Origin of the sequence: Massilia sp. IC2-476 (assembly GCF_020707295.1) — a bacterium.
GTDB lineage: Bacteria > Pseudomonadota > Gammaproteobacteria > Burkholderiales > Burkholderiaceae_D > Telluria.
Map to the genome: position 1 here is coordinate 391137 of NZ_JAJFER010000001.1, position 23811 is coordinate 414947.

19 protein-coding genes are annotated in these 23811 nt (G+C 67.2%); 11 read left to right on the forward strand and 8 right to left on the reverse strand.

Annotated elements, in window-relative coordinates; genetic code table 11:
• Positions 1–55 precede the first annotated feature (55 nt).
• Positions 56–1750, forward strand: a complete 1695-nt coding sequence (locus tag LK539_RS01845; RefSeq protein ID WP_227799202.1) for a methyl-accepting chemotaxis protein — start codon at positions 56–58, stop codon at positions 1748–1750.
• Between the two features lie 73 nt (positions 1751–1823).
• On the opposite strand, the gene LK539_RS01850 is transcribed toward LK539_RS01845, so the two are convergent.
• On the reverse strand, positions 1824–3161 hold the full coding sequence (locus LK539_RS01850; protein ID WP_227799203.1) for an amidohydrolase: 1338 nt from the start codon (positions 3159–3161) through the stop codon (positions 1824–1826).
• A 280-nt stretch (positions 3162–3441) separates the two neighbouring features.
• On the opposite strand from LK539_RS01850, the gene LK539_RS01855 reads away from it, so the two are divergent.
• The 4 genes from LK539_RS01855 to LK539_RS01870 all read left to right on the forward strand — a co-directional run bounded on the left by LK539_RS01855 (position 3442) and on the right by LK539_RS01870 (position 7674).
• The gene (locus tag LK539_RS01855) at positions 3442–5148 is read left to right on the forward strand and encodes a methyl-accepting chemotaxis protein (RefSeq protein ID WP_227799204.1); all 1707 of its coding nucleotides are present in this window, start codon (positions 3442–3444) and stop codon (positions 5146–5148) included.
• 171 nt (positions 5149–5319) lie between these two features.
• Entirely contained in the window at positions 5320–6480 is a 1161-nt protein-coding gene (locus LK539_RS01860; protein ID WP_227799767.1) for a YaiO family outer membrane beta-barrel protein, read from the forward strand.
• Between the two features lie 85 nt (positions 6481–6565).
• Positions 6566–7102: a dihydrofolate reductase family protein gene (locus LK539_RS01865; RefSeq protein ID WP_227799205.1), complete on the forward strand. Its 537-nt coding sequence runs from the start codon at positions 6566–6568 to the stop codon at positions 7100–7102.
• Positions 7103–7137: 35 nt separating this feature from the next.
• Positions 7138–7674, forward strand: coding sequence for a TetR family transcriptional regulator (locus LK539_RS01870; RefSeq protein WP_227799206.1), 537 nt, complete (start codon positions 7138–7140; stop codon positions 7672–7674).
• Here LK539_RS01870 and LK539_RS01875 read toward each other — a convergent pair.
• Complete coding sequence (locus LK539_RS01875) at positions 7671–8081, reverse strand: DUF4352 domain-containing protein (RefSeq protein ID WP_227799207.1); 411 nt, start codon at positions 8079–8081, stop codon at positions 7671–7673. The two genes, LK539_RS01870 and LK539_RS01875, sit on opposite strands and share 4 nt — an antisense overlap.
• Positions 8074–8565, reverse strand: a complete 492-nt coding sequence (locus tag LK539_RS01880) for a hypothetical protein (protein ID WP_227799208.1) — start codon at positions 8563–8565, stop codon at positions 8074–8076. Before LK539_RS01880 ends, LK539_RS01875 begins: the two co-directional genes overlap by 8 nt.
• Before the next feature lie 176 nt (positions 8566–8741).
• Here LK539_RS01880 and LK539_RS01885 point away from each other — a divergent pair, with 176 nt between their 5' ends.
• The gene (locus tag LK539_RS01885; protein WP_227799209.1) at positions 8742–10991 is read left to right on the forward strand and encodes a penicillin-binding protein 1A; all 2250 of its coding nucleotides are present in this window, start codon (positions 8742–8744) and stop codon (positions 10989–10991) included.
• Positions 10992–11006: 15 nt separating this feature from the next.
• On the opposite strand, the gene LK539_RS01890 is transcribed toward LK539_RS01885, so the two are convergent.
• From LK539_RS01890 to LK539_RS01900, 3 genes are all read right to left on the reverse strand, one after another.
• Entirely contained in the window at positions 11007–11552 is a 546-nt protein-coding gene (locus LK539_RS01890; RefSeq protein ID WP_227799210.1) for a c-type cytochrome, read from the reverse strand.
• 107 nt (positions 11553–11659) lie between these two features.
• Entirely contained in the window at positions 11660–13258 is a 1599-nt protein-coding gene (locus LK539_RS01895; RefSeq protein ID WP_227799211.1) for a mucoidy inhibitor MuiA family protein, read from the reverse strand.
• A 103-nt stretch (positions 13259–13361) separates the two neighbouring features.
• A complete protein-coding gene (locus LK539_RS01900) occupies positions 13362–13871 on the reverse strand; it encodes a gluconokinase (protein WP_227799212.1) in 510 nt (169 codons plus the stop codon).
• Between the two features lie 177 nt (positions 13872–14048).
• Between LK539_RS01900 and LK539_RS01905 the strand changes: the two genes are divergently transcribed.
• Positions 14049–15665, forward strand: a complete 1617-nt coding sequence (locus LK539_RS01905; protein ID WP_227799213.1) for a PAS domain-containing methyl-accepting chemotaxis protein — start codon at positions 14049–14051, stop codon at positions 15663–15665.
• On the opposite strand, the gene LK539_RS01910 is transcribed toward LK539_RS01905, so the two are convergent.
• Positions 15662–18844 carry an error-prone DNA polymerase gene (locus LK539_RS01910; RefSeq protein WP_227799214.1) on the reverse strand — a complete coding sequence of 1061 codons (3183 nt, stop codon included), beginning with the start codon at positions 18842–18844 and terminating at the stop codon, positions 15662–15664. The two genes, LK539_RS01905 and LK539_RS01910, sit on opposite strands and share 4 nt — an antisense overlap.
• Positions 18845–18943: 99 nt before the next feature.
• On the opposite strand from LK539_RS01910, the gene LK539_RS01915 reads away from it, so the two are divergent.
• The 3 genes from LK539_RS01915 (at position 18944) to LK539_RS01925 (ending at position 22240) form a co-directional block, all read left to right on the forward strand.
• Positions 18944–19753 carry a PhzF family phenazine biosynthesis protein gene (locus LK539_RS01915; RefSeq protein WP_227799215.1) on the forward strand — a complete coding sequence of 270 codons (810 nt, stop codon included), beginning with the start codon at positions 18944–18946 and terminating at the stop codon, positions 19751–19753.
• A 103-nt stretch (positions 19754–19856) separates the two neighbouring features.
• Positions 19857–20297, forward strand: coding sequence for an RcnB family protein (locus LK539_RS01920; RefSeq protein ID WP_227799216.1), 441 nt, complete (start codon positions 19857–19859; stop codon positions 20295–20297).
• Positions 20298–20422: 125 nt separating this feature from the next.
• Positions 20423–22240 carry a M61 family metallopeptidase gene (locus tag LK539_RS01925; protein ID WP_227799217.1) on the forward strand — a complete coding sequence of 606 codons (1818 nt, stop codon included), beginning with the start codon at positions 20423–20425 and terminating at the stop codon, positions 22238–22240.
• Between the two features lie 57 nt (positions 22241–22297).
• Here LK539_RS01925 and clpP read toward each other — a convergent pair whose 3' ends face one another.
• Positions 22298–22906, reverse strand: coding sequence for an ATP-dependent Clp endopeptidase proteolytic subunit ClpP (clpP, locus tag LK539_RS01930; protein WP_227799218.1), 609 nt, complete (start codon positions 22904–22906; stop codon positions 22298–22300).
• Between the two features lie 144 nt (positions 22907–23050).
• On the opposite strand from clpP, the gene LK539_RS01935 reads away from it, so the two are divergent.
• Positions 23051–23740: a sigma-70 family RNA polymerase sigma factor gene (locus LK539_RS01935; protein WP_227799219.1), complete on the forward strand. Its 690-nt coding sequence runs from the start codon at positions 23051–23053 to the stop codon at positions 23738–23740.
• Positions 23741–23811: the final 71 nt, after the last annotated feature.

Below are 23811 nucleotides of genomic sequence, written 5' to 3' on the forward strand. Positions count from 1 at the left end.
TACTTTTAATAGTGAACAGGGCGGGCCGGGCAAGGCTCGCCAGCCCATCCGACCTATGCGCACTTTCAACAACCTCAGCATCGGCCTGCGTCTCGCCGCCGGTTTCGCCCTGACCATCGCCACGTCGCTCCTGATCGCCGGCACCGGCATGTGGCGCCTGCACCAGGTCGATACGGCCGCCCAGGCCACCCTTGCCGCCCCGCTGGCCAAGGAACGCCTGATCGCCGAGTGGTACACCCAGATCTTTGCCGCCGTGCGCCGTACCGCCGCCATCGTCAAGAGCAGCGATCCTTCATTGACGGCCTACTTCAAGGAAGACTCGGCGGCCACCGCCAAGCTGTCCTCGGATCTCATCAAGCAGATCGAGCCGCTCCTCGTCGGCGACAAGGAAATCGCCCTGTTCCAGCGCATCCAGGACCAGCGCAAGCAGTACAGCACGGCGCGCGACAATGCCGTCAAGGCCAAGGCCGAAGGCAATCCCGAGCTGGCGGACAAGATCCTCGACGAGGCCTTCACCCCGGCCGCCAAGGCCTACCAGGAATCGGTACGCGAACTGGTTGCCATGCAGCGCACCAACATCGCCGCCACCGCCGCGGACATCGACGGCATCGCCAGGCGCGGCCAGATGGTCATCGGCGGCATGACGGTGTTTGCCGTCCTGCTCGGGGTGCTATCGTCCTGGCTGCTCACGCGCGGCATCACGCGTCCGATCCGCACCGCGGTGCAGGTCGCCGAGACCGTGGCCGCGGGCGACCTGACCCAGCGCATCGATGCCGACAGCCGCGACGAAACCGGCGCCCTGCTGCGCGCCCTCGGCCACATGAACGCCAGCCTGGCGAAGATCGTCAGCGAAGTCCGCAGCGGCACCGACACCATCGGCACCGCCTCCGGCGAGATCAGCGCCGGCAGCCTTGATCTGTCGAGCCGCACCGAACAGCAGGCCGCCTCGCTCGAGGAAACCGCCGCCGCGATGGACCATCTCACCGGCACCGTGCGCCAGAACGCAGACAACGCGCGCCAGGCCAACCAGCTGGCGATCACCGCCTCCAATGTGGCGGTCGATGCCGGAAGCGTGGTCGGCCAGGTGGTCACCACCATGGGCTCGATCAACGAATCCTCGCGCAAGATCGTGGACATCATCGGCGTCATCGACGGCATCGCCTTCCAGACCAACATCCTGGCGCTGAACGCCGCGGTGGAAGCGGCGCGCGCCGGTGAACAGGGCCGCGGCTTCGCCGTGGTCGCCTCTGAAGTGCGGACCCTGGCGCAGCGCTCGGCGGCGGCAGCCAAGGAAATCAAGCTCCTCATCGGCGACTCGGTCGAGAAGGTCGAAGCGGGCACCAGGCTGGTCGACCGCACCGGCGAAACCATGGAACAGGTGGTCACCTCGATCCAGCGCGTCACCGACATCATGGCCGAGATCGCGTCGGCCAGCCAGGAACAGATCCACGGCATCGAACAGGTCAACGGCGCGATCGGCCAGATGGACGAATCGACCCAGCAGAACGCCGCGCTGGTGGAGGAATCGGCTGCCGCCGCGGGCGCGCTGCAGGAACAGGCGCAGCGCCTGGCCGGACTGGTCGGCGTGTTCAAACTGGATGCGCAGATGGCGGCGCCGGCGGCCGCGCGAGCCGCACGTGCGCTGACGGTCGCGCCGAAAGCAGCAGCGCGCAAGGAACCGCGCATGGCCGGCGCCAAGCCGGCAGCACGCGCCAAGCCTGTCGAAACGGAAGAATGGGAAACCTTCTGATCGTTTGACCAGACGGTAAAAAAGGCCGGGCCTGTTTGCACAGGACCCGGCCTTTCTCATTACTGGAGCTGGATTACTTCGCGCCCGGCTTCATCAGGTCGAGCAGCACCGCGGTTTCCGAGGCGATGAAGGAACGCACGGTCGGCTTGAAGTCCGGCTGCCACTGCGGCGAATGGGTGCCCGGCGGGTACTTGCCGGCCTGGCGTGCGGCCGCCAGCTTGCCCGGTTCGACGGCGCCGACGTGCAGCAGGATGGCCTTGACGCCGGCCTGGCCGTAGTTGGCGAAGTCTTCCGAGGTCATCTTGGCCGGCATCTCGCTCACGTTCTGTTCGCCGATGGCGCCCTTGATCGCGGCGACCGCGCGTGCGGTCAGTTCCGGATCGTTGTAGACCGAGTCGGCGCCTGGCTTGATATCGATGGTCGGTTCTTTCGGTGCGCCGGCGGCGATCGCCTCGCCCTTCACTTCACGGGCGATGCTGGCCAGTACGCGCTTGCGTACTTCCGGACGGAAGGTACGCACCGTCAGCATCAGCTTAACCTGGTCCGGCACCACGTTGGCCTGGGTGCCGCCATTGATGCTGCCGACGGTGATCACGACCGGGTCGGCCGGGTTGTTCTCGCGCGAGACCAGGGTCTGCAGCGCCATCACGACGCGCGCCGACATCACGACCGGGTCGCGGGTCTCGTGCGGGGTGGCGCCGTGGCCGCCCTGGCCGAAGATGGTGATGGTGATGGTGTCGGCCGACGCGCGGAACGGGCCCGCGCGGTAGCCCACGTGGCCGGCCGGCAGCGTGCCTTCGTCGTGCATCGACAGCGCATAGTCGGGCTTCGGGAAGCGGGTGAACAGGCCATCCTTCAGCATGGCCGCGGCGCCGGTCAGCGGTTCCTCGGCCGGCTGGCCGACCAGCATCAGGGTGCCGCTCCAGGCTTTGCGGTTGTCCGCCATCAGCTTGGCGGTGGCGTACCAGGCCGACATGTGGACGTCATGGCCGCAGGCGTGCATGGTCGGGACGGTCTCGCCGGCCGCGTTCTTCCCTAGGGCGGTGCTGGCGAACGGCAGGCCGGTCTTTTCCTGGACCGGCAGCGCATCCATTTCGGTACGCAGCATCACGGTCGGGCCGGGGCCGTTCTTCAGGATCGCCACCACGCCGGTCCCGCCGACGCCGGTCGTGACGTCGAAGCCGAGCGCCTTGACGCGTTCGGCGAGCTTCTTCGCGGTCTGGTGTTCATTGAAGGCCAGCTCCGGATTGCGGTGCAGGTCCTGGTACAGGGCTTCGACCGACGGGAACATCTTGTCGAGCTGGGCGGTGAATTCAGGCGGCAGGGGGGCGGCCTGGGTGCTGCCGGCGGCGAACACGCCGGCCAGCAGCAGCGGTTTCAACAGCGGGAGGAGACGGGAAGAATGTTTCATGATTATCTTGAAAAGCGGGGAAACGGGAAGCGGATCGGACTGACTTTAAGGTCATTTACCAAAGGGCGCAACCATAACAGGTCGATTTCCGTGCGGCAATATTTAACAATTGGTATAGTGGAAACTACGTAGAAAAAGTGTCGTAAAAATTTCTCAACTGCATTTTTTATTTCCTTTGGGTATGCGCTTGCCCGTAAAATCCCTGCCTTGTTTGTGACTTCGCCAGCCCATTCGGCGCTGGCGCCTCACGTCTTACCTCCCCCACACCAAGGAAGCAACAATGGGTTTCATTTCGAATATCCGGATTGGGCGCCGCCTCGGTCTCGGCTTTGCCGTGATCCTGGCGATGACACTCCTCATTGCCATCGCCGGCATTTCGCGCCTGAACGAAGTTGCGGCCTCGACCCGCAACATGATGGCGGCTCCCCTTACCAAGGAACGCCTGATCACTGACTGGTACAGCCTGAACTTCGCCTCGATCCGCCGCACCGCAGCGATCGTCAAGAGCACCGACCCGGCGCTCGGCCCCTACTTCAAGGAAGACGCCGCGGCCTCGGTCAAGAAGGCCGCCGAACTGCTCAAGCAGATCGAGCCGCTGATCGTCGAAGGTGCGGAAAAGACGCTGTTCGACAAGATCCTCGAGCAGCGCAAGGCCTATAGTTCCTCGCGCGACGGCGCCATCAAGGCCAAGGCCGACGGCAATGCCGAGGAAGCGGCGCGCATCCTCGATCAGGGCTTCACGCCGGCGGCGCAGAAGTACCAGGACCTCCTGCAGGAGCTGGTGCTCATGCAGCGTAACAGCATCGACCAGACCGCCAAGGCGATCGACGCCAGCGCCAGCCAGGACGGCACCGTCATCGCCGTGCTGGCCGGCTGCGCCGTGCTGCTCGGCGCCATCCTCTCCTGGCTGCTCACGGTCGGCATCACGCGCCCGATCCGCGCCGCCGTGCTGGCCGCCGAGACCGTGGCCGCGGGCGACCTGACCCATCGCATCGACGCCGATTCGAAAGACGAGACCGGCGCCCTGCTGCGCGCCCTGCGCAACATGAACGACAACCTGGCGAAGATCGTCAGCGAAGTGCGCAGTGGCACCGACACCATCGCTACCGGCTCGGCGGAAATCTCGGCCGGCAACTTCGACCTGTCCGCCCGCACCGAGCAGCAGGCCGGCGCGCTGGAAGAAACCGCCGCCTCGATGGAAGAACTGACGACCACCGTGCGCCAGAACGCCGACAACGCGCGCCAGGCCAACCAGTTGGCGATCACGGCGTCCGATGTCGCGCTGCAGGCCGGCACTGCGGTCGAGCAGGTCATCGCCACCATGAGCTCGATCAACGACTCGTCCAAGAAGATCGTCGACATCATCGGCGTCATCGACGGCATCGCCTTCCAGACCAACATCCTGGCGCTGAACGCGGCGGTGGAAGCGGCGCGCGCCGGCGAACAGGGCCGCGGCTTCGCGGTCGTGGCGTCCGAAGTGCGCACCCTGGCGCAGCGCTCGGCCGCGGCGGCCAAGGAAATCAAGCTTCTCATCGGCGACTCGGTCGACAAGGTCGAAGCGGGCACCAGGCTGGTCGACCAGACCGGCGAGACCGTGGACCAGGTGGTGACTTCGATCCGTCGCGTCACCGACATCATGGCCGAGATCGCGTCGGCCAGCCAGGAACAGACCGGCGGCATCGAGCAGGTCAACGGCGCCATCGGCCAGATGGACCAGGTGACCCAGCAGAACGCCGCGCTGGTCGAGGAATCGGCCGCGGCCGCCGCCTCGATGCAGGACCAGGCGGCCCGCCTGGCCCAGGTGGTCGGCGTGTTCAAGCTCGGCGCCGGTGCCGCTCCTGCCGTAACGCCTGCCGCCGCCCCGGCAGCAGCCAAGGCGCGTACGCTGGCGCTGCCGGCCAAAGCCGCGAAACCGGTCTCCAAAGCGGCGCCGGCGAGCTCGCGCGCAGCTGCCCGTGACAAGGCTGAAGAGTGGGAAGCGTTCTAAGCGCTGCGCATTAAATGACGAAACGCCCGGCCTGCGCGCCGGGCGTTTTGCTTTTTGCTGGTCAGTGCTTAGAATTTGACGATTTCGCGCGACACTCACCCTGTGTTTCCTTGACGCACTAGCGGCACTGCGGCAAAGTTTTGCCTGCACAGCGCCCATTTTTCCTTGCCCATGCCCTTCGATTACCAGCAGCCGCCCGCCGAAACCACCCAGGTCCAGCCTGCCGCCACCGCCTCGTTCGATGAACAGTACGCAGAAGCCCGCCGCCTGGCGAATGCCGGCCAGCCCGGACTCGCGCTGGCGGCCTACAACGCCCTGCTCGCACGCGCACCCGGCAACGTGGACCTGCTGCTCGGACGCGGCATCGTGCTCAGCCGCCTGGGGCGCTGGAGCGAGGCGGAAGCCGACCTGACGGCGGCGGCCAAGGCCTCGCCCGACTATGCCGATGTCTGGTTCGCACTCGGCAATCTCTATCAATGGCAGGACCTGCCGGCCCGCGCCGCCGAGGCCTACGGGCGCGCCGCAGTGCTGCGTCCCGGTGATGCCGCGACGCTGGCGGCGCGCGAGCGCGCCCTGCGCGCCATGCAGCCGCGTCCCGGCACGCCGCAAGCCGCGATCGCCTCGGGCTATACCTGGACCGCGGGTCTGTCCGGCAGCTGGCAGGACGTTGGCGCCGGCCCGCGCTGGAACGACCAGACCCTGAGCCTGCGCCACTACGGCAAGCGCGGCTCGATCGGCTTCGAAGCGCTGCGCGCCCACCGTTTCGACCAGAGCGGCCGCGCATGGGCCGTCGACGCCTACGCCAGCCTGTGGGACGGCGCGTACGCCAACCTGCGCTACCAGAGCGCGCCGGCCGGGCGCCTGTTCCCGGCCAATTCGGGTCGCGTCGAGCTGTACCAGTCGCTGGGCAGGGGCTGGGAAGCATCGCTCAGCGAGGACGTGCTCGGCTTCGAGTCGCGCGTGAACATCCATGGGGTCGGCCTCGGTAAATATGCCGGCGACTTCTATGTGCAGCTGCGCCACCAGAACATCGTCTCCGATAACTCGCGCGGCGCGGGCCAGCGCCTGCTGGCCCGCTGGTACTACGCCGGCGACAGCGCGGGCGACGGCGCCAGCTACCTGGAGATGAGCGCGAACCGCGGCCGCAGCGACGACCCGCTCTCGCTCACCGGGGGCCGCGCGCGCTCCGGTGGTGGCAGCCTCACCTGGGTCCACTACCTGTCGCGCCACTGGGGCGGCAAGGTCGGCGCCAGATTCGCCAGGAGCGGCGCGGGCGGCGCGAGCGAGGCGCGCGAGCGCGGCCTCAGCGTCGGGCTGTATCGCCGCTGGTAAGCCGGCCGCTCTGTCTTTTGACCGATCGCGCCCTCGCTCTTCGCCAACTAAAATATACGCTGTATAAATAACGACGAGGCGTTACATGATCACTGGGCACATTTTTATCGCCACCAGCCTGGACGGCTACATCGCCCGTCCCGACGGCGACATCGGCTGGCTGCTGCAGCGTGACGATCCATCCGAAGACCACGGCTATGACGAGTTCATCGCGGACAAGGACTGCATCGTGATGGGCCGCGGCAGCTACGAGAAGGCGCTCGGCTTCGACCCGTGGCCCTATGATCGCCCCGTGCTGGTGCTGTCGCGCCGGCTGGCCGGAACGGCGGTGCCAGCGGCCCTCGAAGGCAGGGTTAGCTTTTCCGACGCCACGCCCCAGCAGGCCATGGCGCAGCTGGCAGCACAGGGCGTGCGCCGGGTCTATGTCGACGGCGGGCAGCTGGTGCAGTCCTTCATTCGCGCCGGCCTGGTCGAAGACGTGGTGCTGAGCACCGTCCCAGTCCTGATCGGCGCCGGCCGCCCCTTGTTCGGCGCGCTGGCGCGGGACGTGGCACTGGCCCTGGTAGCCAGCCGCAGCTTCCCTTCGGGCCTGGTGCAATCCACCTACCGCTTCCTGCGATGAGCCGGCCCCGTGGCCGCCCCCCAGGAGGCGCGGGCGTGACGCGCGAGGCCATCCTGGGCGCCGCGCTGGCCCTGCTCGACGAGAACGGCGCCAATGTCAGCATGCGTGCGCTTGCCACGCGCCTGGGCGTCACCCCGATGAGCCTCTACCACCATGTCGGCGACCGCGCGTCCCTGCTGCAGGCCTTGTGCGAGCGTGTGTACGGCGCCGTGCTCGACGAGAACGATGCCGGCGCCGACGCGCGCACACAGGTTCGGGCGCTGCTCACCCGCTACCACGACGCCGTCGGCCGCCATCCGCAGCTGACCCTGGCAGTCTTCGCCGAACCTGCCGCCTTCGCCGGCACGGCGCAGCGCATCACCCAGCACCTCACCGGACTGCTGTCGTCCCTCACGCCCGGGCATCTGCTGTGGCGCGACATCCTGGTCGACCATGTGCACGGCAGCGGCCTCGCACTGTGCGCGGCGCGCGGCGATGGCGCCCAGCTTGAGGCCATGCGCGTGCAGTACGGACGGGCGCTGGACTGCATGCTGGAGCGGCTCGCAGATCCTGTCGCCGGTAATCGTACCTAGAACAGCGAGAAATCGATCTCGCAGGTATCGGCGAGCACCCGGTCGGCCGTGACCTCGGCCGTCACCAGGGCCTGGTAACCAGGTTCGAGGTAGCACCCGATGGTCAAGCGTCGGCCTGGTTCGAACGCCAGTTCGACGTCGCTCTCGCCCTGGGGCTCCACGAACACCGATTTGCGTTCGCCGGGCGCGAGATAGCCGATGGGATAGGCGTTTCCGGTTACGTGGACGACAGCGCCGCGCAGGGGTTCGCTGCCGCGGTTGGTCACCGTCACTGTGATTCGCGCGGGCACGGCGAGGTCGATGAAGATGACGACCAGCAGTGCCAGGATGCAGTACAGCGGCAGGCGCAACACGTGGCGGCTCAGCCGTTTTACCCGATAGAGCGATGTGTGCACAGCCTTAGTCATCCGTATCCTCCAGGAGCTCACGGTTTCGGAGGCGCTCGAACAGTCCACCGTCACGGGTGACGACGAACATATGTGGCGTGCCTGTTCCCAGCACGTGGCGCGGCCTGCATTGGCGGACCTGTTCCCAGAACGCCCTGGCTTCGTCGTTCTCGGCCAATACGGAAAAGCCGAATACATTGACGTGCTGCCGCACCGGGAACACGGCGGGGGCGTCGTCGAACACGTACCATTCGTCGAAGCCCGGCGTGGGCAGGCAGTCGATACTTGCGACGCCGGCGCTGAGCGTTACATCGCCTTCCCTGCACCACCCTGCTTCCAGTTCGGCCGCGGATGGGGGGTAGGCGCCGCTGTCGCAGGAGACGATCGCCACCCGCCGGCCCAGCACCAGCTCAGGTGCGACCGCCAGCAGGTCGGCCAGCGAGGGATCCCACGCGAACGACCAGTCGATCACCAGGTATCCATCCCGTTCGCCGGTGCGCGGCATATGCATTCCTCCCATCGTGACGGCTCGACCCAGTATAACCCGCAGTGCGGGGCGGCCTGCGGTAGCGATACCTGAGCCCCGGCAAGCCGTTTTGCGCTACCTTGGCGGTTCCTGCTGCGCTTGCCGCGCGATGGCGGTAAGATCGCGCCGCATTCAACCATTCCCTTTTCTAGCTCATGTTCCACGCTTCCCTGCCCCGCCTGGCCGCCCGCGCCACGCTGCTCGCCACCCTGCTGCTGCCGGCCGCCGCCCCTGCCGGCATCCTGGACGAGGTGCCGGACATCGGCGCCGTCACCGACTACCGCCCCAAGATCCCGCTGCGGGTGTACTCGGCCGACAAGGTCCTGATCGGCGAATTCGGCGCCGAGCGGCGCGACTTCGTGCCGATCGCGAAGATCCCGCCGCTGATGAAGGCGGCCGTGCTGTCGATCGAGGACGCGCGCTTCTACGAGCATGGCGGCATCGACTGGATCCGCGCGCTGGGTGCGGCCAAGGCCAACATCGCTGCGATGGGTCACGCCCAGGGCGGCTCCACCATCACCATGCAGGTGGCGCGCAACTTCTTCCTGTCGCGCGACAAGACCCTGCCGCGCAAGCTGACCGAGGTGGCGCTGGCCTACAAGATCGAGCAGGCCTTATCGAAAGACCAGATCCTCGAGGTCTACATGAACCAGATCTACCTGGGCCAGCGCTCCTACGGCTTCTCCAGCGCCGCACGCACCTATTTCGGCAAGCCGCTCGAGTCGCTGAGCGTGGCCGAGATGGCGATGCTGGCCGGGCTGCCGCAAAACCCCTCGCGCCATAACCCGGTCGCCAATCCGGAGCGCGCGCAACAGCGCCAGCGCGCGGTCCTGAAGCGCATGTTCGAGCTCGGGAAGATCAGCGAGCCCCAGTACCGCAAGGCGCTGGCCGAGCCGCTGCGCGTGCGGCGCGACGGCGGCGGTCCGGGTGCGGGCGCCGAATACGTCGCCGAGCTGGCGCGCCAGGCGGCCTACGCGCGCTTCGGCCAGGCTGCCTACGAGCACGGCTACACCGTCACCACCAGCATCCATGCGGCCGAACAAACCGCTGCCTACGAGGCGGTGCGCCGCAGCGCCATCGCCTACGACCGCCGCAACGGCTACCGCGGCCCGGAAGCGCGTATCGCGCTGCCCAAGGCGGGCGAGGCGCGCACCGAGGCGATCCAGGAAGCGCTGCAGAAGCAGCCGGCGGTGAGCGGTTTCGCGCCGGCTGTGGTGCTGTCGGCCTCGCCCAAGCGGGTGCGCGTCGCCACCCGCGACGGCGATACCGTCGAGATCAGCGGCGCCGGGCTTGCCTTCGCCGCGCCGGCCCTGACGCCCGCGGCCAGGGCCGGCGTCAAGCTGGCGCCGGGCGCCGTCATCCGCATCGCGCGCAACGGCAAGGATGGCTGGGCGATCACCCAGTTGCCGCAGGTGGCTGCGGCCTTTGTCGCCCTCGACGCCCAGACCGGCAGCGTACGCGCGCTGGTCGGCGGCGTGGACTTCCAGCTGCAAAAGCTCAACCACGTGACCCAGGCCTGGCGCCAGCCCGGCTCCAGCATCAAGCCCTTCGTGTATTCGGCGGCGCTGGAGCGCGGTTTCTTCCCGGGCACCACCATCCTCGACGAGCCGCTCGATCTGTCGGGCGAGAAGGCCTATGCCAACTGGTCGCCGCGCAACGACGACAACCTGTTCGAGGGACCGGTGACGATGCGCCATGCGCTCATCCATTCGCGCAACGTGCCCACGGTGCGCATGCTGCGCGCCGTCGAGGTCGAGCATGCGCGCGAGCACCTGGGACGCTTCGGCTTCGACCCGGCGCGCCACCCGAGCAACCTGACCCTGGCCCTCGGCACCGGCGCGGTGACGCCGCTGCAGATGGCCGGCGCCTACGCCGTGCTGGCCAACGGAGGCTACCGCGTCGAGCCGCAGCTCGGCATGACGATCCAGGACCGTGACGGCAAGGTCCTGTTCGAAAGCGGCAAGCCGCGCGCGCCGCAGGAAAACGCGCGCGTGCTGGATGCGCGCAACGCCTTTATCGTGGATTCCATGCTGCGCGACGTGGCAAGGGCCGGCACCGCCGCCCAGGCCTCGCGCCTGCTGAACCGCGGCGACCTGGCGGGCAAGACCGGCACCACCAGCAATGCCATCGACGCCTGGTTCGCGGGCTATGGCGGCAATGTGGTTGCGGTGGCGTGGATGGGCTACGACGACCCGCGCTCGCTGGGCGGGCGCGAATACGGCTCGACGATGGCGCTGCCGGTGTGGGTCGACTACATGCGGGTGGCGCTGGCGAAGACGCCGCAACGCGAGCGCCCCGCGCCCGAGGGGCTGGTGCGTTCTAGCGGGGACTGGGTGTATGCGGAATTTGCCGAGCAGCCGCCCCCATCGTCGGAAGCGGCTGCAGCGGAGATCATGGCGCAATGAAGCGCCGCGGCAAGTTCAGTTCGGCGGGGCCGGGAACAGGATCGCCGGACCGGCCGGCTTGACGCCCGGCGCCAGTCCCGCCGGCGCTGGCTTGCCGGCCGGGCCGAGGTGGCGCACGAAGCGGTAGATGGCGCGCAGGTCTTCCTTGTCCATGGTGTTCAGCGTGAACCAGGGCATCGGCGGACGCGCTTTCATGGTCTGGGCCATCCTGATCCAGTCGTTTTCGCTCATGGCGTTCATCGACAGGCGCAAATTGGTGGGATAGGTCGTGCCCCACGGGCCGTGCCAGCCCAGCTGGTCGCCGGTCAGCCATTCCTTTTCCGGCACCTGGCCGGCGCTCATGCCATAGCCCGCGGTGTGGCAGTCGTTGCAGCCGCCGACCTTGACCAGGTAGCGTCCGCGTTCGATGTACTTGCCCTGCGCCGACGCGTTCGCGCCAGCGGGAGTGTTCTGGGCCGCATGGGCCGGGATGCCGAGCACCAGCAGCATGGCTGCGTGCACGGCGGCGTGCTTGGCCGCGTGGGAAAGTGCGCGCGAGGTCTTGTAAATAAGTTTGATCATGGTGGTCCGTTCGGGGTTGCTGATCGAATGGCGACACGATAATCGCCATTCGCCATCCGGGGCAGCCCCACGCGGGGGGGAATGTGTACATACTCCCCGGTTTTGATTCAGGGCAGGCCCTGAACCGTCCCCTCCTTCGGATAGTCGATCACGTAGTCGACGTTGAAGCGCGCCGTCTCGTTCGGCTTCAGGCTGCGCTCCCAGCCGACCAGGCCGCGGCGCTGCTGCCAGTCCCTGAGGTTCGCCTCCGGGCTGAGCGCCACCTTCGCCGCAATCTTGTCGTCCTGGCTGACCGGGGTCGGCTCCAGCACCAGGATGTCGATCGGCTGGCGGTGGAAGCTCGTCACCACATAGGTGTCGGCAATGCGCTTCTGGTTCTCCTGTTTGAAGATGCCGACCTGCCCCGCTTTCGCGTCACGGTTCTCGACGGTGACGCGCACCAGCGGATCGCGGCCAAAGGAGATCGTGAAACGTTCGCTGTCCTGCGGATTCCAGTACAGCGCGCCCACGTAGGAGCCGTCGCGGCGCAGCTGCACCTGGCCCGGCAGCCAGACGCCCTCGGGGCGCGCCGCGTCGACCGTCAGCACCGCCGTGTCCCTGCTGGTGCGCGGCGCGATGCGCACCAGCTGCTTGACCGCCAGGTTCTGCTTCGCCAGTCCGACCGAGATCTCGCGGCCGTCCGCGGCCAGGCTGACCCTGGCCGGCACCTCGTATTCGGTGGTGAAATTCCCCTGCGTTTCCACGATGGGGGCCACGTAGTCATCCGCAGGCCGGATGTTGCGCGAGCTCGCCACCGTGACAGCCTCCGGCGCCGGCGGCGGAGCCGGTGCGGGAGCGTAGCGGTAGCGGATCATTTCCTGCTGCTCGCGGGGTGGGCGCCAGGTCAGCAGCCATGGCTGGGGATCGGGCGCGTAGGCCGTCTGGCTCGGCTGGCCGGTGGAGAGGCGCAACTTGACGTTGCTCCAGTCCTCGCCAGTCTTCTGCGAGATCGCGGCCATCCGTTCCAGCTCGATGCTGGAGGCGTTCGAATCGAGCGAGGCGCGATACAGCGGCTTCCATCCGGCGCGGTTGACCTGATAGCTCAGCACCAGCCGGCCCGCCTGCTTCGCCGACACGGACACCGTCATGGTGCGGCTCTGGCGCGAATTCGCCTGCACCTTCTCCAGGTCGCTCTTGAGCGCTTCCAACTGCTTGGCCAGGGAACGCTTCCTGACTTCGGCCTCGTGCATGCGCGCCAGGGCGTCGCTGCCGCCCTTGCGGATCGCATCCAGGGTGCCCAGCAAGGCCTTGGGATCGCTGGGGCCAGTGCGACTGCCCTCACCGCCGCCCAGGCGCTCGAGGTAGCCCTGGACCAGCTGCGCTGATTTGTAGTCCGCATCGATGACGGTGAGCTGGTCCTGCAGTGCCTGGATCTTCGCTTCCAGCTCCGCTTCGCGCGGGTTGCGGCTGTCGGCCGAGGCCTGGTCGCGGGTGACCACCTGCCCGACCTGGATGCCGGGGTCGGCCTGCAGGCGCAGGGTGTCGGTGCTGAAGTTGGCCAGCAGGCCCGTGATCTCGACCTGGGTCATGCCCGGTGTGACCTGCACCACGCGCTCCACCGTGGCGCTGCCGGGATACAGGGTAACGCTTTGGATCGGCGCCTCGACGGCAAAGGCATTGGAAGCGACCAGCGCCAGGACGGCTGTCCATTGCGGCTTGATGTCCATGGAATCCCTTTTTGTTATTGGTGATACAGGAAGCGTAACAGAGCCGGGGCGCCAGAAAAACACACAAAGCCACAGCGGGGCAACTCATGTGTAACGAGACGTTTCAGCTGGTCCGGGCGGCTGCCAGCACCTGCTCCACTAGACGCGCCGGCGACTCGCGCAGGTCGAGCGTGAGGCCGTATTCGTCCGGCTGCAGGGGTTCGAGGGTGCGCAGCTGGCTGTCGAGCAGCGACACGGGCATGAAATGGCCGCTGCGCGCGGCCATGCGCTGGGCGATCAGCTCGCGCGGACCGTTCAGGTGGACGAAGCAGACCGCGCCGGCATCGCTCCCGCGCAAGACATCGCGGTAGATGCGCTTCAGGGCGGAGCAGGACAGCACCGCCCCCTCTCCCGCGTCTGCCGCCCTCTGCAGCTCGGCACGCAGGGCCAGCAGCCAGCCGCGCCGGTCCTCGTCCGTGAGCGGCACGCCGGCCGCCATCTTCGTCAAGTTCTCGGGCGGGTGGAAGGCATCGCCCTCGATGAAGCGGGCCTGCAGTGCCTGCGCCAGCCGCCGGCCGATGTCGCTCTTGCCGCAGCCGCTCACGCCCATGACGACCCATAGCGGCGGATTCATTTCATGCATATCTCGTATTCATGCGTTGTATTTTGGTGCCATCAAGCAATTCTTGTATATGACAAAATTGATTGATGACTATACTACTCAACAGTAAATGGCGCGTTTTTATATGTGATATCGTATGAATTCGTCATTTTTTGTCGATTTTGCACCGGATATGAGGATCTCCCCCCCATGCGCGTCAATACCCCCATCACCAACCAGGAATACCTCCTTGCCGATGGCCGGACCATCGTCTCGACCACCGACCTGCAGGGTAACATCCGGTATGCCAACCCTTACTTCATCGAAGTCAGCGGTTTCACCGAAGAAGAACTGATCGGCGCGCCCCAGAACCTGGTGCGCCACCCCGACATGCCGGTAGAAGCCTTTGCCGACCTGTGGGCGACGATCCGGGCCGGCTTGCCATGGAGCGGGATGGTCAAGAACCGCTGCAAGAACGGCGACCATTATTGGGTCTACGCGAACGTGACGCCAGTACTCGAGGACGGCAAGGCATGCGGCTACATGTCGGTGCGCACCAAGCCTTCGCGCCAACAGGTCGAGGCGGCCGCCGCGCTGTATGCGGAATTCAAGGCCGGCAACCCGCGCAAGCTGGTGCTGCGCCATGGGCGCGTATTGAAAAGCGGCCTGGCAGGCCGCCTGGCAGCGCTGCGCAACCTGCCGCTGCGGACCCAGGTCAACGCCGGCATGGGCGTGGTGGCGACTGTCCTGCTGGTCAACCTGGCGCAAGGCTGGCGGCTCGGCGCCGCGCCCTGGAGCCTGCTGGCGATGGCGGTCTCGCTCGGCGTCGCCGTCAACCTCTGGCTCAGCCTGCGCCGCAACGTGCTGGCGCCGCTCGACGAGGCGACCGCCTTCGCGCGCCGCCTGGCCGGTGGCGACCTGACCGCCCGCATCGACAACCGCAGCGACAACGAGATGGGCCAACTGGTAGCCGCCCTGCGCCAGACCTCGGTCAACCTGTTCAGCGTGATCGGCGACGTGCGCAGCAATTTCGACGGGATCCGCCATGCGACCGGCGAAATCGCGAGCGGCAACATGGACCTGTCCGGCCGCACCGAATCGCAGGCTTCCAGCCTGGAGGAAACCGCCGCCAGCATGGAGCAGCTGACCCAGAACGTGGCGCAGAACGGCGACAACGTGAAGACCGCGAACGAACTGGCGATGCGCGCGGCGAGCATGGCGGCCCGCGGCGGCGGCACTGTCGGCGAAGTGGTCAGCACCATGGAGGCGATCAGCAGCTCTTCGCACAAGGTGCTGGACATCATCGGCCTGATCGACGGCATCGCCTTCCAGACCAACATCCTGGCGCTGAATGCGGCGGTCGAGGCGGCGCGCGCCGGCGAACAGGGCCGCGGCTTCGCCGTGGTCGCCAGCGAAGTGCGCAACCTGGCGCAGCGCAGCGCTGCCGCCGCCAAGGAAATCAAGGGGCTGATCAACGCTTCGATCGCCACCGTGGACAGCGGCAGCCGCCTGACCGCGCTGGCCGGCCAGACCATGGGCGAGATTATCGACGCGGTCGACAGCGTGCGCAGCGTGATGGAAGAAATCGCGGCCGCCACGATCGAACAGAGCGGCGGCCTGGGGCAGGTCAACCAGGCGGTCGGCCAGCTCGATGCCATCACCCAGCAGAACGCCGCCCTGGTCGAGGAAGCGGCAGCGGCGGCGGCATCGCTGGCGCAACAGGCCGACAGCGTGGCCGACGCGCTGGCGGTGTTCCGCCTGCACATAGGCGCGTCGGCGCCTGCCCTGCCCGCGCGCGGCAAGGCGCAGCTGCGCCTCGCGGCCTAACAGAAATCCCTGCTCGGGGCGCGCAGTTTCCCGAGCAGGTGCGACATGTCCACCAGCCGCTTGGCTACCAGGTGGCGCACCTCGCCCTGCTTCTGCCAGATGCCGTACACCCCGAGCAGGGGGGCATTCAATACCTCGCGCCGCTGCTGCTCCACCAGGGTCGGCCAGACGATCACGTTGATGTTCCCGGTCTCGTCTTCCAGCGTCATGAACAGCACGCCCTTGGCGGTGCCCGGGCGCTGGCGCACCGTCACCAGGCCGCAGGCGCGCGCCAGCTGGCCATCGGCGTAATCCGCAAGCGTGGAAGCCGGCATGAAGCGCCTGGCCAGCAGCCCTTCGCGCAGCAGGGCCAGCGGATGGCGCCCGAGGGTGAGGCCCTGGGCGCGGTAGTCGCCCACGATCTCGTCGGCTTCCGACGGTGCGGCCAGCTGCGGCTGCTCTTCCTGCGGCGTGGTCGGGCGCAGCAGGTCGCGGTCGGGCACCGCGCCCACCGCCTGCCACAGCGCTTCGCGCCGGTGCCCGGCCAGCGATTGCAGCGCGTTGGCGCCGGCCAGCACCTGCAGGTCGCCGCGGTCGAGCTGGGCGCGGCGCGCCAGGTCGGCCACGCTGTCGAAAGGACGCACCGCGCGCGCCATCTCGATGCGCAGGGCGACTTCCTGCTTCAGGCCGCGCTGTAGGGACAACCCCAAGCGCACCGCCGGCTGGCGCGAGCGATCGGCCGGGTCCAGCTCTTCCAGCGTGGAGTCCCAGCCGCTGATGGCGACGTCCGCCGGGCGCACCTCGATGCCATGGCGGCGCGCGTCCTGCACCAGCTGCGAAGGGCTGTAGAAGCCCATCGGCTGGCTGTTGAGCAGCGCGCACAGGAAGGCCGCCGGCTCGTGGCACTTGAGCCAGGAGCTGGCATAGGCCAGCAGCGCGAAGCTGGCCGCGTGCGATTCGGGGAAGCCGTATTCGCCGAAGCCCTGGATCTGGCTGAAGATCGCCTCGGCGAATTCGAGCGTGTAGCCGCGCTCGAGCATGCCGCGCACGATGCGGTCGTAGTATTTTTCGAGGCCACCCTTGCGCTTCCAGGCCGCCATCGCGCGCCGCAGCTGGTCGGCTTCGCCCGGCGTGAAGCCGGCGCCCAGGATCGCGACCTGCATCACCTGTTCCTGGAAGATCGGCACGCCCAGGGTGCGCTCGAGCGCCAGCTTCATCTCGTCGCTCGGATAATGGATCGGTTCCAGGCCCTGGCGCCGCCGCAAATAAGGATGCACCATGCCGCCCTGGATCGGGCCGGGGCGCACCACCGCGACCTCGATCACCAGGTCGTAGAAGCGGCGCGGGCGCATGCGTGGCAACATGCTCATCTGGGCGCGCGACTCGATCTGGAACACGCCCACGGTGTCGGCCGCGCAGATCATGTCGTAGGTGGCCTTGTCGTCGGGCGGGATGTCCTGCATCTCGAACAGGTTGCCGTAGCGCTGGCCCACCAGTTCCAGGCCGCGCCGCATCATCGACAGCATGCCCAGCGCCAGCACGTCGACCTTCATCAACCCGAGTTCTTCCAGGTCGTTCTTGTCCCACTGGATGACGCTGCGGTCGGCCATGGTGGCGTTCTCGATCGGCACCAGGCGCGACAGCTTGCCGCGCGCGATGACGAAGCCGCCCGGGTGCTGCGACAGGTGGCGCGGGAAGTTCAGCAGCTTGTGGGCGAGCGTGGCCCACTGCTGCGCCAGGCGCGATTCCGGGTCCAGGCCCGCCTCGGCCAGGCGTCCCACCAGGTCGGCGCGGCTGTCGAACCAGTGGTGGGTCTTGGCCACCTTCTCGACGATGGCCAGGTCGATGCCGAGCGCACGCCCGCTGTCGCGCAGCGCGCTCTTGGGGCGGTAGCTGATCACCACCGCCGCCAGCGCCGCGCGCTCGCGCCCGTATTTCGCATAGATGTACTGGATCACCTCTTCGCGGCGCTGGTGCTCGAAGTCGACGTCGATGTCGGGCGGCTCGTTGCGCTCCTTCGAGATGAAGCGCTCGAACAGCAGGCTGGCGCGCGCCGGGTCGACCTCGGTGATGCCGAGGCAGTAGCACACCGCCGAATTGGCGGCCGAGCCGCGGCCCTGGCACAGGATATGCTGCGAGCGGGCGAAGCGCACGATGTCGTACACCGTGAGGAAGTAGTGCTCGTACTGCATCTCGGCGATCAGGCCAAGTTCGTGCTCGATCTGGGCCTGCACCTTGGCCGGGATGCCGTCGCGGAAGCGCCGGTGCGCGCCGATATAGGTTTCCTGGCGCAGGAAGCTGGTGGCGTCCATGCCGGGCGGGACCACTTCGTCCGGGTATTCGTAGCGCAGTTCATCGAGCGAGAAGGTGCACAGGCGCGCGATGCGTACCGTCTCGGCCAGCGCCTCGCGCGAATGGATGTTGGCCAGGCGCAGGCGCGAACGCAGGTGCTGCTCGGCGTTCTGGGCCAGGCCGTAGCCGCATTCCGCCACCGGCTTCTTGAGGCGGGTGGCGCTGAGCGTGTCCTGCAGGGGTTTGCGCGAGCGCACGTGCATCACCACGTGGCCGAGCGCCGTGATCGGCAGGCCGTGCTGCCAGCCCACCTCTTCCACGGTTTCACGGTGCGGCTCGTCGAAGGCGCGGTGCAGCAGCACCAGGCCGAGCCAGGCGCGCCCCGGGAAGGTGGACGCCATCCAGGCGGCCTGCTGGTGCAGGCGATCGACGTCTGCCGCCTCGTGCGAGGGATAGTGCGGCAGCAGGATCGCCAGGCAGTCCGGCATGTGCTTCAGGTGCGCGTAGGCGGGCGCGGGCCGAGCCAGGTCGTCCAGGGTCAGGAAATAGGTGCCCTTGGCGCTGCGCGTGCGGCCCAGCGTGATCAGCTCGGAGAGGTTGCCGTAGCCGTTGCGGTTCTTGGCCAGCAGTATCAAGGAAAGCGCCGGGCTGCCGTCCGCGTTCTTCAGGTGGAAGTGGGCGCCGATCACCAGCGGCAGGCCGGCCTTTTTTGCTTCGGCATGGGCGCGCACCACCCCGGCCAGCGAGCATTCGTCCGTCAGCGCCAGGGCGAAGTAATCGAGTTGGACCGCCCGCGCCACCAGTTCTTCCGCATGCGAGGCTCCTTCGAGGAAGGAGAAGTTCGACAGGCAGAACAGCTCCGCATAGGGAGGCAAAACCTGGGGTGGCGTGGAGAGCGGATCGGTCATCGGCAGGCGCTAGGCAAAGGGGATACAATGCTAGTCAAACCAGCAATACTGTATAAAAACACAGTATAACCGAGACGGCTTGTTCGACAAGGAAATCGCATGCAGATCCGTGCACTGAAGTGTTTTGGGGCCGCACCCGGCACCGGCAATCCCGCCCTCGTGATCGAAGGAGACGCGTCAAACGAAGACACGCGCCGCGTCTTCGCCAAGGCACGCAACACCACCTGTGTCTACCTCGACGGAGATGTCGTCGATTTCTACTACCCGCACATGCGCAGCCCGCTGTGCCTGCACGCCACGCTGGCCGTGGCCCACGTGCTGTTCGCGCGCCATCCGCAAGCCCCCATGCTGGCGGTGACGACGGCCATGCGCGGCCAGCGCCTGGAGCTGCTGCGCGACGCGGATGTCTTCTACATCCGCCTGCAGGCGCAGCAGGTGGCACAGCCGGCCCTTGCGCCCGACCTCCCCCCGCGCCTGCTGGCAGATCCCGGTCTGGTGCCGCTGTCGCGCCCGCAGCTAGCCTCGGTGGGCAGCCCGAAACTGCTGGTGGAAGTCGCCGATGCAGCGACCCTGTACGCGCTGCATCCGGACCTGCAAGCGATTACCGCCTGGGGCAAGGACGCCGGCATCAACGGCATCTATGCCTGGTGCCGCTTGCAAGGTGGTGCCGATGCGGACCGCTACGAAGGCCGCAATTTCAACCACCTCGACCCGGCCCTGGAAGACAGCGCCACCGGCGTGGCGGCCGGCGCCCTCACCGCCCTGCTGGGACACGGCATCACCCTGCTGCAGGGACGGGCCACCGGCCAGTCGTGCCTGATCCAGACGCAGGTGCAAGATGGCGCGATCCTGGTTGGCGGCCGCGCAGAACCATGCGCCGTGGTCGACTCCATCGCCGGCCGGCCCTGATACGTTTGGTAGCAATCCTTACCGCTTCGCTTCACCTGTTCGGCCCGGTTCGCGGTGTAATGAACCCATCGCGAAAGCACAGCGCGTCAACAGGAGAGTGAAAATGAAATCGACTTTGTTCGCATCGGCAATGATTGCCCTGACCATGGCCACCAGCGGCAGCGCGTACGCGCAGCGCGGCGACCATGGCTACGACCGTGACAACCGCAATGGCCACGCCTACGGGCAGGACAGCCGCCGTTACGACAATGACCGCCGCGACAACGACCGCCGCTTCGACAACGACCGCCGCAACAACGACCGCTACTACGACGCCCGTCAATATCATCGCGACGACCGCCGCGGCGGCGGACCGCGCCACGACCTGCGCCGCGGCCAGCGCCTGGACCGGGAATACCGCGATAGCCGCTACGTCGTCACCGACTGGCGTGCGCGCCACCTGAGCGCGCCTCCGCGTGGCCATCACTGGGTCCGCGCCGGCAACGACTACGTGCTGGCGGCCATCGCCACCGGCCTGATCGCACAGGTCCTGCTGAGCAACTAGGGAGCAGCCGGGCCACGTCGTCCAGGACGGCGTGGCCGTACTTACACCAGGCAAGGCTGTCCGCCGCGCGCGAGCTGGTATACACTTCCGCGCACGCTCTACCAGAGCTCATCCATTCTGCGGACATGAAACCACTCCTTTCCTACGCCCTCCCCCTGCTTCTGCTCGGCGCGACCGCCAGCGCACGCGCCGACGTCGACTACCAGCTCAAGATTACCGACGCGGCCCAGCACCTGGCCGAAGTGCGCGCCAGCTTCCCGGCGACGTCCGGCACCACGCTGGACGTGCAAATGCCGAACTGGCGCACCGGTCGCTACAACATCCTGAACCTCGCCAACGGCGTGCGCCTGTTCAAGGCCTTCGACGCCAAGGGCCAGCCGCTGCCGGTCGCCAAGACCGACAAAGGCACCTGGCAGGTCCGTACCAAACCGGGCGACGCGGTGACGGTGCAGTACGAGCTGTACGCGAACCTGCTGGGCGAACGCACCCGCCACATCGACGACACCCACGCCTACCTGGATGCCAGCGGCGTGTTCGTCTACGCCGCCCCGTTCCGAAAGGAGCCGGTCAAGGTGAAGCTGGAAGTGCCGCAGAACTGGAAGTCGCGCTCGGGCATGGACGCAGGTAGCTGCGACCACTGCTTCGTCGCCCCCAATTACGACGTGCTGATCGACGCGCCGATCGAGACCGGCATCCACGAGTTCTACACGGATAAAGTCGATGGCCGCACCATCGAGCTGGCGATCTGGGGCCGCGGCAACCACGACGGCAAGCAGATGATGACCGACCTGAAGAAGATCGTGCTTGAAACCGCGAAGCTCTACGGCGGCAAGTATCCCTTCCAGCGCTACCTGTTCATCGTCCACGCCACCGACGGCGTTGGCGGCGCGACCGAGCACGCGAATTCCACCGTGATCCAGAAGCCGCGCTGGACCTACGCGCCGCGCAAGGGCTACCTCGACTTCCTGCGCGTCGCCGCGCACGAGTTCTTCCACACCTGGAACGTCAAGGCCTACCGTCCGAAAGAGATGGTGCCCTACGACTACCAGAACGAGAACTACAACCGCCTGCTGTGGATCGCCGAAGGCCACACCTCCTACTTCGAAGAGCTGATCGTGCTGCGCGCCGGCCTGGAAAAGCGCGACGAATTCCTCGAGGAGTACGCCAAGCTGGTCGACGACTACCAGCACCAGCCGGGGCGCTTGCAGCAAAGCGCGGCAGACGCCAGCTTCGACGAATGGATCGCGGTCGGCGGCGAGCGCGCCCGCAATGCCTCGGTCAACATCTATTCCAAAGGCCAGCTGCTGGCGCTGATGATGGACATCGAACTGCGCCGCCAGACCGGCGCCAAGCGCGGCCTGGAAGACGTGCACCGCATCCTGTACGAAAAGCACTCGACCGCCCAGGGCGGCTATGACGTGCCGGCCGTGCTGGCGGCCTTGCGCGCCGTGAGCGGCCAGGACTGGAGCGCCTGGTGGGCCCAGTACGTGGACGGCACCGCCGAGATCCCGTTCGACAGCCTGCTGGCCCAGGTCGGCCTGCAAAAAGTGGTCGACGTGCCGAAGGACCAGGAACAGAAGACCGAATGGTGGGCCGGCTGGACCCTGCGCGAAGGCAGCGACCCGGCGGTGGTCACCGTCGTCGAACGCGACAGCCCGGCGTGGAAGGCCGGCGTGGTCTCGGGCGACACCCTGGTGGCGGTGAACGGCCTGCGCGTCTCCGCCAAGGACATCGGCGACAAGATGTCGCTCTCCAAAGCCGGTCCGTTCAAATTGCACCTGTTCCGCCGCGACGAGCTGGTCGAAATGCCGATCACGCCGCAGCAACGCCCGAAAGGCAAGGCCAAGATCAAGGCCCTCGACAAGGCAAGCAGCGCGCAGCAGGCGATGAACGCGGCCTTGTTGGGCGTGTCCTGGCCGAAGGAAGACGCCAAGAAGCAGTAACGCCTTCCCCGCTTCCTTTGCAAACCGCGGTCCCGGTCCACTGGCGCCGCGGTTTTTTCATGACCGGTGTTCCAGCACCCGGTCGATCAGGCCGTATTCCGCCGCCTGGCCGGCGGACATGAAATTGTCGCGGTCCGAATCCCGTTCGATGCGCGCCAGGTCCTGCCCGGTGCGCTCGGCCAGCAGGCTGTTGAGGCGGTGGCGCTGGTACAGGATCTCGCGCGCCTGGATCTCGATGTCGGCGGCCACGCCCTGCGAGCCGCCGTGCGGCTGGTGGATCATGATGCGGGCATTCGGCAGGGCGTAGCGCTTGCCGCGCGCGCCCGCCGCCAGCAGGAAGGAACCCATGCTGGCGGCAAAGCCGGTGCACAGGGTCGAGACGTCCGGCTTGACGAACTGCATGGTGTCGTAGACCGCCATGCCGGCATACACCGAGCCGCCAGGCGAATTGATGTAGAGCGCGATGTCCTTGTCGGGGTTATCCGATTCCAGGAACAGCAGCTGGGCCACGATCAGGTTGGCCGACTGCTCGGTCACCTCGCCCACCAGAAAGATCACCCGCTCCTTGAGCAGGCGCGAATAAATATCGAAGGCGCGTTCGCCGCGCCCGGTCTGTTCGATCACGGTGGGCACGAGGCCCAGTCCCGTTGGAGCATGCAACATCATGATCGTCCTTTCGCGGTAGAGTAGTAACAGCCGCTTGACGCTCGCCGCCGGCGCCATGTGACGCTTGAGAAAAATTTTCTCGTGCCTGTCACATCCGCCCCTTCCCGAGCGTCAAGTGGGACACCACCGCGACAGGAGACCGCCATGCCATCCACTTCCGATCCCGACGGCGCCGTGTTCGAACGGCTGCGCCCGCGCCTGACGGCAATCAGCTGCCGCATCGTCGGCAGCACCGCCGAGGCCGAGGACATCGTGCAGGACTGCTTCCTGAAGTGGCATGGCGCCGATCAAGCCGCATTGGCGACGCCGGCCGCCTGGCTGACCACCGTGGTGCAGCACCAGTCGATCGACCGCCTGCGCCGGCGCGCCCGCGACGAGGCGGCCGCGCACATCGCGCTGGAACTGCTGCCCTGCGCGCCGCCCGCGCTGCCCGAGGAGGGCCTGCTGCGCCAGGCTGAACTCGCCGAGGCGCTGGGCCTCCTGCTGGCGCGCCTGTCGCCGGCCGAGCGCCTGGCGGTGGTGTTGCACGAGGTGTTCGATTGCAGCCATGCGGACATCGCGGCCATCCTGGGCACAGGGACGGCGAATGCGCGCCAGCACCTGGCGCGTGCGCGCCGCCGACTGCGCGTGCTGCCTGACGAAGTGCGCCTGGAAGAAAAGCTGTGCCGCGAGCTGCTGCGCCGCTTCCAGGCCGCGATCAACGGCATGGACGTGGCGGCGGTCGTGAATCTGCTCGCCGGCGAGCAGCCGCTGTCGGTGTATGCGGCGCCTTCCAGCATGGGACACCGCGCCTGCGCCAACGATACGCATTACACGCTTACCCTGGCCGCATGAAATAGAGACACCAGCTTGTAATTGGCATATAGTCATCTCTCCTTCCGGAGAGCGTCCATACAGGGCCTCCA